The organism is Chitinophaga sp. CF418 (assembly GCF_900142925.1).
Classification (GTDB): Bacteria; Bacteroidota; Bacteroidia; order Chitinophagales; family Chitinophagaceae; genus Chitinophaga.
Window position 1 is genome coordinate 1,067,281 of the sequence record NZ_FRCN01000001.1, and the last position, 12,673, is coordinate 1,079,953.

Annotated in this window: 10 protein-coding genes; 4 read left to right on the forward strand and 6 right to left on the reverse strand. The window is 46.1% G+C overall.

The window, feature by feature from the left end; translation table 11 throughout:
- Window positions 1–37: 37 nt before the first annotated feature.
- Entirely contained in the window at window positions 38–1,861 is a 1,824-nt protein-coding gene (locus tag F3I09_RS04415; RefSeq protein ID WP_149693814.1) for an alkaline phosphatase, read from the forward strand.
- Window positions 1,862–2,449: 588 nt separating this feature from the next.
- On the opposite strand, the gene F3I09_RS04420 is transcribed toward F3I09_RS04415, so the two are convergent.
- The 5 genes from F3I09_RS04420 to F3I09_RS04440 are packed head-to-tail and all read right to left on the reverse strand — an operon-like array spanning window position 2,450 to window position 6,189.
- Window positions 2,450–3,505 (reverse strand): hypothetical protein, encoded by a 1,056-nt coding sequence (locus F3I09_RS04420; RefSeq protein WP_149693815.1) that lies wholly within the window; start codon window positions 3,503–3,505, stop codon window positions 2,450–2,452.
- A 34-nt stretch (window positions 3,506–3,539) separates the two neighbouring features.
- The gene (locus F3I09_RS04425; RefSeq protein ID WP_149693816.1) at window positions 3,540–4,199 is read right to left on the reverse strand and encodes a response regulator transcription factor; all 660 of its coding nucleotides are present in this window, start codon (window positions 4,197–4,199) and stop codon (window positions 3,540–3,542) included.
- Between the two features lie 15 nt (window positions 4,200–4,214).
- Window positions 4,215–5,000 carry a sensor histidine kinase gene (locus F3I09_RS04430; RefSeq protein ID WP_149693817.1) on the reverse strand — a complete coding sequence of 262 codons (786 nt, stop codon included), beginning with the start codon at window positions 4,998–5,000 and terminating at the stop codon, window positions 4,215–4,217.
- Window positions 4,955–5,629: a hypothetical protein gene (locus tag F3I09_RS04435; protein ID WP_149693818.1), complete on the reverse strand. Its 675-nt coding sequence runs from the start codon at window positions 5,627–5,629 to the stop codon at window positions 4,955–4,957. Before F3I09_RS04435 ends, F3I09_RS04430 begins: the two co-directional genes overlap by 46 nt.
- A gap of 8 nt (window positions 5,630–5,637) precedes the next feature.
- Complete coding sequence (locus F3I09_RS04440) at window positions 5,638–6,189, reverse strand: hypothetical protein (protein ID WP_149693819.1); 552 nt, start codon at window positions 6,187–6,189, stop codon at window positions 5,638–5,640.
- A 1,052-nt stretch (window positions 6,190–7,241) separates the two neighbouring features.
- On the opposite strand from F3I09_RS04440, the gene F3I09_RS04445 reads away from it, so the two are divergent.
- Genes F3I09_RS04445 through F3I09_RS04455 form a run of 3 tightly spaced genes read left to right on the forward strand, consistent with a single transcriptional unit; the run spans window position 7,242 to window position 10,739 of the window.
- The gene (locus tag F3I09_RS04445; protein WP_149693820.1) at window positions 7,242–8,339 is read left to right on the forward strand and encodes a caspase family protein; all 1,098 of its coding nucleotides are present in this window, start codon (window positions 7,242–7,244) and stop codon (window positions 8,337–8,339) included.
- On the forward strand, window positions 8,329–9,885 hold the full coding sequence (locus F3I09_RS04450; protein ID WP_149693821.1) for a hypothetical protein: 1,557 nt from the start codon (window positions 8,329–8,331) through the stop codon (window positions 9,883–9,885). The genes F3I09_RS04445 and F3I09_RS04450 overlap by 11 nt, the downstream gene beginning before the upstream one ends.
- Window positions 9,882–10,739 carry a caspase family protein gene (locus F3I09_RS04455; protein WP_149693822.1) on the forward strand — a complete coding sequence of 286 codons (858 nt, stop codon included), beginning with the start codon at window positions 9,882–9,884 and terminating at the stop codon, window positions 10,737–10,739. Before F3I09_RS04450 ends, F3I09_RS04455 begins: the two co-directional genes overlap by 4 nt.
- A gap of 110 nt (window positions 10,740–10,849) precedes the next feature.
- On the opposite strand, the gene F3I09_RS04460 is transcribed toward F3I09_RS04455, so the two are convergent.
- Window positions 10,850–12,493, reverse strand: a complete 1,644-nt coding sequence (locus F3I09_RS04460; protein WP_149693823.1) for a M28 family metallopeptidase — start codon at window positions 12,491–12,493, stop codon at window positions 10,850–10,852.
- Between the last annotated feature and the right edge of the window lie 180 nt (window positions 12,494–12,673).

A 12,673-nucleotide genomic window follows, 5' to 3' on the forward strand; every position in this document is an offset into this window, starting at 1 on the left:
AATTTTTTAACTTCTAATATTTAATCTTCGAGATCACATGCTTAGGTCTACCTTTCTTTCCCTCTCACTTTTCGCGGCCCTGACCGCGGGCGCTCAAACCAGTGCTTACACCACTTTGAGCGCGCATGCCCATAACGATTATGAGCATCCTATTCCTTTCCTGACAGCTTACTACCGTCATTATGGATCTATAGAGGCAGATGTTTTTGAGCGGAACGGGCAATTGTTCGTAGCTCACAATGAAGAAAATATCCGCCCTGAACGTACCCTGGAGAAGCTTTATCTGCAGCCACTACAGGAGCAGGTGCACAAAAATGGGGGTACTGCTTTTAAAAATAGTAAGGACACTTTACAGCTGATGATCGATTTTAAGACCAGCGGTATACCTACCTTAAAAGCATTGACAAAAATACTGGAACACTACCCGGAGATTACTAAAACGCCTACTATCGTCGTCACTATCAGCGGAGACCAGCCGGTTCCTGCACTGTGGGACCAGTATCCTTCCTACATCCATTTTGATGGCAAGCGGGAATTGCAGTACACTGCGGCACAGGCAAAACGTATTCCTATGTTCAGCGTTGATGTGAAAACCTTCACTAACTGGAACGGGAAAGGGTTGATCGTGAAAACAGAAAGGGAAAAAATGCAGCACTGGATTGACAGTGTACATAATGCTGACAAGAAAGTACGCTTCTGGGGTACGGCAGATAATGTCAATACCTGGAAGACGCTGATGAACATGCGGGTTAATTACATAGGTACTGACCTTTTGGAAGATCTGGCTGCCTTCCTTACTGACAGAAAAAGCCTCGAATATAACGGCACGGCCGCGCCGCATACACTCTATCCTGCCCGCTATGTGAACAATGACAGTCTTACCAAAGTTAATAATGTCATTCTCCTGATCGGTGATGGTATGGGACTGGCTCAGATCTATTCAGGATTCACAGGCAATCGCGGTCAGTTGAACCTCCTGCAGATGCGTAATATCGGGTTCTCCAAGACTTATTCTGCAGATAGTTATATCACTGATTCTGCCGGCGGCGGTACTGCTATGGCTACAGGGCATAAAACCAACAACCGTTACATTGGAGTGGATGCTACCGGTGTGCGTCTCAATCCTATCCCGGATATCATCGCGCCTAAAGGTTACAAGAGTGCTGTCATCAGCGCTGGCGATATTACTGATGCTACTCCTGCCGCCTTTTATGGTCATGTACCGGAAAGAACACTGGAAGATACGATTGCGGCCGACTTTCTTTCCAGCCCTGTCAGCATTATGATCGGTGGTGGCGCCAAACACTTTAACCAACGTAAAGATGGTATGAATATACCTGCGCTGCTACAGGAGAAGGGATATGTGTTCAGCACGCGACTGGAAGATCTTGATACCTTACATGCTTCAAAATACCTTGTATTAGACAAACGGGCAGAACTTCCCATGCTGGCTGGCAGAGGAAAATTCCTTGTCCATGCGTTAGAAAAGAGCATTGTTACGCTGCGCCAGCAGTTCTTCATTATGGCGGAAGGAGCGCAGATTGATTATGGCGGGCATGTTAACAACCTGCCATACGTTGCAACTGAGATGATGGATTTTGATGAGGCGATCGGGGCGGCGATGAAATTTGCCGATGAGGATGGACATACGCTGGTGATCGTTACAGCGGATCATGAGACTGGCGGATTATCGTTGCTGGACGGGGATATATCTAAAGGATATGTTGATGGGCATTTTAGTAGTAATGATCATAGTGCGGTGATGGTGCCGGTATTTGCTTATGGACCGCATTCGCTGGATTTCAGAGGAGTGTATGAGAATACGGAGATATTTGAGAAGATTATTGCATTGTTGAAATGATGTCTTGCAGCGGTTTCAGGCTGGGAGCACTGGCTGTAGTTCTTTGTTATTGAGCGTTGGAGATTATTGCGCTGTTATTTTTTTGCGAAGAAAAACTTTCTGCAGCGGTTTCAGTTTAGGAGTACTGGTTGTAGTTCTTTGTTATTGAGAGTTGGAGATTATTGTGCTGTTATTTTTTTGCGAAGACAACCTTTCTGCAGCGGTTTCAGGCTGGGAGTACTGGCTGTAGTTCTTTGAAGTTCCTTATTATGGAACGTTGGAAGGTAGTTGAGCATTGGAGTATTATTAAACTCCCGTCAAGTGCATCAGCATACTTCAAACAACTAAGGCCAGTACTTCCCACCTGAAACCGTGCTGCTTCCGGACGCAAAATGATAGTTAAACATCCGTCAATAATGTCTGGAACTAATATGTGATTTATCCCTATTCCTTTTATCTCTTACCATCTGTTTATTACCATCTGTTTATTACCATCCGTTGCTTACCTTTTATCTCTATACCTAAAACCTATTATATCCATTTATATCCATTTATATCCATCCTGTTCCATTTTCTTAATGCTGCATCGCTGCATCCTTCTTTCGCTTTTTAGTCTTTCTTAAATCGTTCCAATATCCTTTTCCTGTCTCCGGCGTGGGCCTCCAGGTGTTTATAAACGACCTTTCCTACATACTTACGTACATCATTTTTCAGGGGAGTCATGTCCAGTTTGTCTCTGTTGCTACCACCATACTCGAGTGGTTCGCCTTTGACAGATGCCATCAATACCAATTGCCGGCCTACTTTCTTTCGGGAGGCCTTCAGCTCTACGCCTTCTTTTTCTCCTATTGCCTTAATTGCATCCTGCAGGCCTTTAAATACACCGTCTACCAGTGAACCGCCTGATTTGGTGCTGTCGTTGTTGGCAAAAGACCTGATGTAGGGTGCAGGATAATTAGTGTAGATATAATGATATCTGAAAATAATGTGATAGATGTAACCATTAATGGCAGTTTTTAACTCCATGGCCAGCCAGGAGTCTTTTTTGCCGTAGTCGTGTTTCTCCAGTACGTTGTTGAACAGTTCCTTTAATCCCTTTTTAAAATAGAAAACATTACGCTGCAGCTCTCCCCTGTTATCCACGCTGATGATCTTCAATCCGGCATTCAGGTATGCCAGCTGCTGGAACATAATGTTCATGGGTATGTAGGAGGCGTGGCTGTCTTTGAATATTTCTTCATCCAGCTGAAAATCCAGCTTGATGACATTTGTTTCTTCCGGAGAACTAAGTGCGGCAGAGAGTTCATAAGTGCCTGACTGGGCCGCCAGTACATGCCTGTCGGGGTTGGCCACTATCCTTAACAGGAACACATTGCTGACTCCTATCAGCATGCCGATCTTATAGTTTTTGGGAGATGTGACATGATGCAGTAATGCGATCTCATGCAACAGCTCGTCTGCTGACAGGCCGGATATTACGATACTGATGTGATTGTCAGGATTGAAGGTAACCTCTATTGTGTGAATGCCGGTAACGCTCTCCAGGTACTCTGATATGACGCTCTTCAACAGCCGGCGGATGCCGTAGCTATTGGTCGTTCCCAGGTACATGACTGGTCTTTTCCTGATAGATTCAATAATACTAAGGCCTGGCCGTCCGTTCATACATAAGCATTTTCTGCAAATTACTCCAATCGTTTCACAACACCACCAGATTGTTCTTTACTGCATACAATACCAGGCCAACTCGTGTGGATACATTCAGCTTTTTAAATAAGGCTTCCCTGTAACCATCTACTGTACGCTCGCTCACAAACATCTCTTTTGCAATGACCAGGTAACTTTTTTCACTACATGCCAATTGCATGAATTCCATTTCACGGTCGCTCAATTTTATAATGGCATTCAGTGGTGATTTCTCATCTACCAGGTGATGGATAGATTGCATCACTTTTCTTGTGACCAGGTCATTGTAATAGTATCCCAGGGTAAAGACTTCATCAAATGCCTGCTTTAACTCGGCAGGTTCTGCATCTTTGAGGATGTAACCTTTCGCACCATGGCGGATCATTTTTATGATCGCGGTCTCTGCATCCATGGTGCTCAATGCCAGTACTTTGATGTCAGGGTAGTTTATATGCAGCCATTCCGCAGAAGCGTAACCGTCCATATCAGGCATATTGACGTCCAGTAGTACGATGTCGGGTAAGCGGTTTGGATCAATTCTATCGATCAGTTCCTTACCGTTAGCAGCCTCAAATAACACCTCGTAAGCAGGAAAGAGGTTGATCAGGATCGACAGTCCTTTACGGAACATGGTATGATCATCAACAATGGCGATATATTTTATTTCTGACATAAGATGCGGTTAAGTTCATACATTGGGTATGGTGATGGTAATGGTCGTTCCTTTTCCGGCACTGCTGGTAATATTGGCAAGCCCTCCCAGTACCGCGGCTCTGCTGGTGATGTGTTGTAACCCTAATCCGTTCTTTCTGCTGAGGGCTTCTTCTACGTTGAAACCTGTGCCGTTATCGCAAATACTGACATATAGCAGATCTGTCATGTATTTACACGTAATAATCACTTCTGCTGCTGCAGCATGTTTGAGTACGTTCTGCAGGGCCTCCTGTATAATTCTGAAGAGAATTAGTTTTCCCTGTGCATCCATTGGTCTTTCCGTGCCTTCCAGGTGAAAAACCACATGAGTGGCTCCGCTCCTGTTGATCCGTTCTGCCTCCTGATCAATGTTACCGGCAAGGCTGAATAGCTGTACTCTTTCTGTGCTTAGTCCTTTGGCAATGTCCCGCAGGATGGTCATGGCTTGTCCTATTGTATCTTTTACTTCCCTGAGGCTATCCGGCGGTTGCTCCGCACGCTGCTCCATGATATTTAACTGCACCTTGGCAAGGCTGAGCAGCTGCCCTACGTGGTCGTGCAATTCCTGGCTGATGTTATTAAAAGTTTCTTCCTGGATCTCTAACGTGGATTGTAGCAGCTGTCTGTCAAAATCATGTTTCATCTGCAGCTTTTCGACCTCCACTTGTTGCTTCCGGTTGTTATATGCCCAGATCATTATCAGAAATAAAATACCCAGAAACAGCAGAACTGCTATTACCGCAATGATGATGACGATGATCTGTTTATTTGCATCCTGCATAATATGAACGCCAGGCAGTAACAAGAATAGAGAATAATATTCACTACGGGTAAAATAGCGTGATACAGGCTATCCTTACCGATCACTATATGATTACTTCTGATATATTGCTGCAATCCCAACAGCACTAAAGTAATGAGGCCAAACAGCAGATTGGCGGCACTGATCCAGAAATAAGGCGCTCTGAATATACTAACCAGCACATCGCCAGTAAAAGCCAATCGCAATAACACGAAACAAGAGAAAACAATATTAAGGATTTCAATCAAAACAACAGAAATATTGTTGAACTGGCCAGGACCTTGCAGAAAAATGTAATTCAGGATGATAAACAACATGGATAAGACAGCAATTGACACATAAACGGGTTTCTCATTGCTTCTGATCTTCAGCATCTGACCATACAGGTAAAGATTTATGGGAGTTGACAAAATAATATACCAGTTGTACATGGCATAGTTATGCGCCCAGCCGAATGCCCGGTAGTTACTCCCGGCCAGCTCAATAATGTTGGTGAGCAGCAGTAAAGGGATAAACAGCACAAGGTTACAGGCGTTAAGCCCCCTGTAGCAGATGATGGCTACGAGGAGGCTTAACAATTGAAAGTACTGAAAGTAATCTATGAGCATAATTTTCATTAAGGTTGGAGACTACCAAAATCATACACTTCTGAAGCTGCTCCGAGAATCTTTTTAGATGCATCCAACGCAACTGGTACAATAAATACCGTAATGCGCCCCCTCTTATTTTCCCTCTCAGCTGGCGAAAATTCCAAATCAGGATCATCCAGAAAGCCATCAGTATAAAATCCAAACATTAGCTTGGTTACTATTTTAACCGGTCCAGGCCCCTGTTCGTTTTCAAGAACACTATGCACATAATCTATCCAGCGAGCAAATGGAGTTCCCGAAAACTGTTCCGCTACTGTTATTTTACGGCTCCGGCCGAGAACAACATTTATATCTCCTTCTGTTTCTTCAAAACCATGCAATTTCATGACCGCAGAATATGCAAGGATACATTGCTCAGCCTTTGAATAAGGAATTGGCTTGCCGATACTCGGCGGGTCCTCCCGGAATGACATTTTGGGAACCAGACGTGAGTCAATGTTGACAATCTCGACGGGCCTTTTGACGGCGCTGATGGCTGGGGTCTCATTAATTTTGTAGATCTCTTTAATCGTTTCCATGTTGTGGGGTTTTAAATTGTGATTGAGGTTATTTGACAGGCACAATTTAGAACGCCTCTACGGATTTCCAACACGACTATAACAAATACGGGGAAAAGAAGTTTTACCTCGGGGAAAACACCCTTCAACATCATATGAATTCCCGCCTTGCCAATAAGATGAAGGCCTGTACTTTGACCCCGTAGGGGTCATGTGTTTGTAGCCCCCCGTTTCAACGGGGGGACCAAACGGCGGAAACAAACCGGGCCAACGATGAAAACCATAACACGAACAACCATGCGAAATGCCGGAAACAAACCGAACCGACGGTGAAAACCATGACACGAACAACCATGCGACCAAACGGCGGGAACAAAACGAACCGACGGTAAAAACCATAACACGAACAACCATGCGAAATGCCGGAAACAAACCGAACCAACGATGAAAACCATAACACGAACAACCATGCGAACAATGACGGAAACAAACCGGGCCAACCATGAAAACCATAACACGAACAACCATGCGAAATGGCGGAAACAAACCGAACCAACCATGAAAACCATAACACGAACAACCATGCGAAATGCCGGAAACAAACCGGACCAACGACGGAAACCATAACATGAACAACGATACCAACAACGACGAAAACAAACCGGAACAATGGCCAAAACCATTCTGCGAATGACAATGCGAACAACTGCATAAACAAACCATAACCATACCCCGAACAACGGAGAAACCAATGCAGGAACAAATGCGAGGGCCGAATATACCTTCCGTTTACACCTCCCCCCAACCCCTCACAACTAATTTATCCTTAATACATAAATCACTACAATATGTCAATTAAACTTGTTAACATCGTATCAGTAGTTTAATTTTATATTCAGATTACATTACCCCAACGAAACCGGCATTCAAATACATAGACTGACTCTTTTTAACAGCGCGCTTTTTAATCATATACCCCAGATAGTAAGACATGTATATGGCTTTATACAAACCGTACCGGCATTTCCTCCCATGCGGTGTTAACATTATTCAAATTGTAAAAACATGACACCATGAGCCCCAAACCACTTGTTTCCGAAGCACCATTGCCTCCCACTACAGGGCCCTGTGAGGAGGTAACTAACGAGAACCTGATCAAAGGACTTCCTGTCAATGAGCAGGATTACGCTATCATTGTCGGCATAAGCCACTATACCAGCTTAGCACAATTAAATGCTCCTGTTACGGATGCCTGCCGCTTAAGGAACTGGCTGATCAAAGCGGATGGCGGCAATCTTCATCCGCAGCATGTGTTTTTTATTCCTTCGGCTCCCGGTAGTAATATACCCGACCAACTGGCCATTGATAAAGCATTATCAGACATTCTTCAGCTGGCGGAAGCCAAACCTGCCCGTCGTCTCTACTTTTACTTCTCCGGTCATGGCTTTGGCGCCAACTGGGAAGTGAACGGTATGTGCCTGCCTATATGGTCGCCCAGCTTTTATAATGCCGCCCTTTCCTCTAAGGCATACCTGGACCTGCTGGTGGAAAAGGACCTTTTTAAAGAAGTATATTTCTTCCTGGACTCCTGCCGCGACAGGAAGATCAATACCAAGCCGCTGCATTCCATGCTCGGCGGACCAAGACCCGGAGGCGCCAATACTATGGCGGTGGTCATGTATGCCTCAGAGTATGAAAATCCCGCATGGGAAGGCATGATGAACAACAACGGAAATCTGCAGGTACACGGGTATTTCTCCAGGGCCTTACTGGAAGCACTGAACGGTGGCGCTGTTAATAATAGCGGCGATATTACTATCACCAGCTTCCTCGACTATATACGGGAGAAAACTGAAACATATGCCAAAGAAAAGAATCATACACAAACGGTACGGTCAGATATCCGCAATAACAGTTACGGTCTGGATTATGTGATCCATAAAACCGGCAGGACACCTGGCACCGTGTTAACGATACGATTCAAGACTGGCGGAGACATCTCGCTGGACGGTCCCGACCTGAGTAATATCAAATCAGGCGTCGTACAGGCAGGAGAATCCTGGCTGATCCCGCTGGGCAAAGGTTATCACCAGATAACAGATAAAATCTCCAAAAGATCTTCGTTTATCACCATCGATGGTACCCTTAAAACTATGATTTATGAATTCTAACACCCCTACCTTTAAACTGACCGTTACTGCCGTTGGCGTTATGTCCGACTTTGCCCATATCACGGTGTATAACGGTTTTCTGGAAGATATTGCAAGGGGATATGAGCAACTGGATCTTACTTTGCCGCAGGGCCTCTATAGCATCACACTTAAGCTGGATGGCAACATCATCAAAGAACATGTCCGGCTTACAGAGGATACCCGTTATGAAATCCCTACACCACCGGTGTATTCTTCATTGGTGGCCGACCGGTTTGAGTCTTCACACGAGTACTATACCCACAATGCGCAACATTATAGCCTGGAGCCTACCGTGCAGACAAGCACTATTGAGGGTGGGGCCATATTTCTTTTTTTCCGGTATACAGACCTCAATAAACGAAAAGAACTGAACACGGAGCAGCTTTCGCTGGGGGATGGATTTTCACTACTGGATGCAAACCGGCAAATATTATATACCCTACAGGGCAGTAATATCCGGGAAGATACTGAAACGGGCTGGATGGCTTTTCATGCAGTACTGCCGGTGGGTACTTATTACCTGCATTACAGCGGGTACAAGTTTGAAAGTGATGATGGACGTGCAAACGATCTTCCTGCCAGGGAAATTCCCTTACAGGTATTTAAAAGCAGCGACAGCCTGCAGGGATTACCGGACAAATACTGGCAGACACAGGTCTTCCTCACCTTTGGTTATGGCCCCATCTTCCCATCCATGAGCGTCTTTATCGCTCCCCGGAAATCCGGGTTTATCAACAATGATGAAGGCAATTACCGCATAGATGGCCTCCGTCATAAATTCCATAATGGCGTTTATTATTTGCCGGAGAAAGTATTGCTGGAGTTTGAGCAGGGACAGTGGATTTCTCCTATGAAAGGCCTGCTTGCCGCATATGTATATTTCAGCAGTCCTGAAACAGACAATGAGTTATTGTTCAGGAACATTGCACAAGACCTTCCGGCCCTCCTCGGGGAAGATACTCCTGAGGTCAAAGCTTTACAGGTGATGGCTGCACAGTATTACAAAGACCCCATTCCGGAACTTACACTCAGTCAGCCTTGTATGTTCCTGGCTGGCGTACGATCCGTCATCAGGGCATCCATCAAACATCCGGATATCATTGCGGAAGATAGCTTACTGGAAGACATCACCGATAAACTTTACTGTGATATGGTGTGGACATCCTATCTGCCAGATCCCATACCGGAAGTAAAGGAACAAATGGCCGATACTGCTCCGGGCAGCTCGCTGACTGCCAGTATCTTCAACGTAGTGGAAAGGATCATTGGCGGTGAAACGACGCCGGAAGAGATTGGAGAAAAGCTGTTGCAATCCCAGACGGTCAGCACCCTGTTATATTACATTGAAAAGCTGAACGATGATCTTAACGTGAATGATCTGGCCAGCAGGCTACAGATCCCTCCTAATGTGGTCAGAAAGACCATCAATCATATTCTTGCCTTCTCAGACAGTATCAAAGATGTAAAGCGCAAACCAGACCAGTTTAACATCAGCAATATCAACAAACTAAAAAGCATCCAATGACACCACAAAGTTATGCGCTGCATATCGGTTTGAATGCAGTGAACCCCGACGGCTATGAAGGCTGGAACGGAGAACTCTTTGCCTGCGAGAACGACGCAGCCGTTTATAAGGCCATCGCTGAGAAGGCGGGTTTCCAATCCATCTATTCACTACTCACCAAAGACGCCACTTCTCAGAATGTGCTCCAACACTTACATACGGCGGCCAGCCAGCTGCAATCTGGCGATATACTGCTGCTCACCTATTCAGGACATGGCGGCTCTATCATAGACGCCAACCAGGATGAAACCAACAACTTCGGTGAGATGGACGGTTTCGATGAAACCTGGTGTCTGTATGACCGGCAGCTGATAGACGATGAATTGTTTGAATGCTTCAGCAAGTTCAGGGCCGGTGTGCGCATACTGATCTTCTCTGATAGCTGCCATTCGGGCGCTGTTTCTAAAGCAGCTGAAGCAGTCACCAGTACACTGGATCCCGCTACCTATACGCGTGCCCGTGAAGCGCCCCTGGATGTTCTGATCCGCACCTACAATAAACACAAAAGCGAATATGATGGCATACAGGCGCAACTCAGCGCCGGTCCGGCAGATATAGCTGCTTATGTTGTGCAGTTTGGCGCCTGCCAGGATGACGAACTGGCCATGGAAGTATGGGGCAATGGCATGTTCACGGCAAAAGTGCAGGAGGTATTGAAAGAAGAGATCAGCAGTTATACAGACCTGCATATTGCCATTAAAAAAGGATTTTCTGCTAAACAGCATCCTAACCTGTTTCATTATGGGAATAAGGCGTATGACTTCCTGGCGCAGGCCCCTTTTAGTATACAGCCACTCGTGGGAACACATGAGTAACAGGCTGAAGTCTACAGGCGATCGTCCTGACTAAATACATTGTGGTGGAATAAAAAAATCCGGAAGCAGCACAGTGACTACTTCCGGATTATTAAACTTTATATTGAGCCCTAACGTTTTGACTTGAATTCAGAACCTTCTTTCCATTGCGGAAACTTGTCTTCATTCGACAAAGTTGAGCCTACATCAAACAGAAAACGAACATCTTCCACCATTCCTGACAATTCCCAGCTGGCATCCATCTGGTCAAAAGGAGAATGATAGTGATCCCGTCCGTAAACGGCAATATGATCGGGCGCCCAGGCAGAATCGTGCACCAGGGATTGGTTACCACTACCAGGATATAACGAAGGAATACCCACTTTGGCAAAATTGAAATGGTCGGAACGGAAGAACCATCCTCCGGAAGGATTGGCTTCCGGCACCAGGAAGCGGCCCTGTTTCTCCGCAGCCTTCGCAGCATAGTCGTCCAGGTCAGATTGCCCCTTGCCGATGATTGTAATGTCTTTAGTGCGTCCGAAGAAGTTCAGCACGTCCATATTGATATCCGCCACAGTTGATTTTATGGGGTAGATGGGATGTGCCGCATAATATTCGGAGCCAAGCAGCCCCTGTTCTTCTCCCGTTAATGCCAGGAACAACACCGAGCGTTTAGGCGCCGGTTTCAGTTTAGAGAAGGCCGTGGCCAGTTGCAGGAGCCCCGCTACACCGGAAGCATTATCCAGCGCTCCGTTATAGATTGAATCGCCTTTAACGGCTTCTCCTATGCCCAGGTGATCCCAGTGGGCGGAGTAGATGATATATTCGTTTTTCCGTTCCGTACCGGGTAGCAGGGCAGCCACGTTGTGGGAAACGGATTTCCGGACCTTACTCTTCAATGCAAGGGAGGCGCTCACGCCTAAAGGCACTGGTTTAAAGCCGGGCCGTTTAGCCTGGTTCATGATACTGTCAGGCACGCCTGCCAGCTGGAACAGCTTTTTAGCGGATTCCTGGGTCAGCCAGCCTTCAATGGTAGCACGGCTCTTATTATCATCCGGCGTTTGCAGGTCCAGTTTAGGTTTTGACCAGCCACTACGCACAACGGTCCAGCCATAGCTGGCGGGTAATACATCATGAATGATCAGGATACCGGCGGCTCCCTGCCGGGCTGCTTCTTCGAATTTATAGGTCCAGCGGCCATAATAGGTCATTGTATGGGTCTTGCCTTTGAACAGGGTGCTGTCGTAAAAACCGGGATCATTCACCATCACGACCACCGTCTTTCCCTTTACGTCCAGCCCTGCATAGTCATTCCAGTTGTACTCTGGCGCCACTATACCGAAACCGGCAAATACCATTTCAGACTGATTGATGGCCACCCGTTCCTGCACGTGTTTGGTACCTGCCACATACTGGTCGAGGTAGCTGAGTTTCAGATCACCGTTTTTACCGGTAATACGCAGATCTCCTTCCGGTACGGATCTGATTTCCACCATAGGCACTTCCTGCAGGAAGCTGGTATCATTACCCGGTTGCAAACCTATTTCCTTAAACCGTTTTATGAGGTAGTCGAGCGTTTTCTCTTCCCCGATAGTAAAGGGTTTGCGACCCTGGAATTCATCGGAGGCAAGCACGGAAATATCCTGCGCCAGTCCGGCAGAATCGATGGCTTTAATAGCAGTTGAATCTTCGGCTGTGCCGGCTTGTCTGGTTCCCGGATTGCAGGCGGCAAGCGCCAACCCTGTAAACAGGAACAGGTTACGTAGGTTTCTCATCAGCAAGTTGTATTTACTTAAAGATATTCAAATTATTTTCAACCTGTCTGTGTTGTACTATTTACAGGTGTAGTTCTCTCTTTGAACAAATAATTATAAGTTTGCCGCCAAACCGGTTAATCGTTCTGTTACTCAAATGACACGTTATAAAAACACAGCTCTCACAGAGCTCCACCAGAC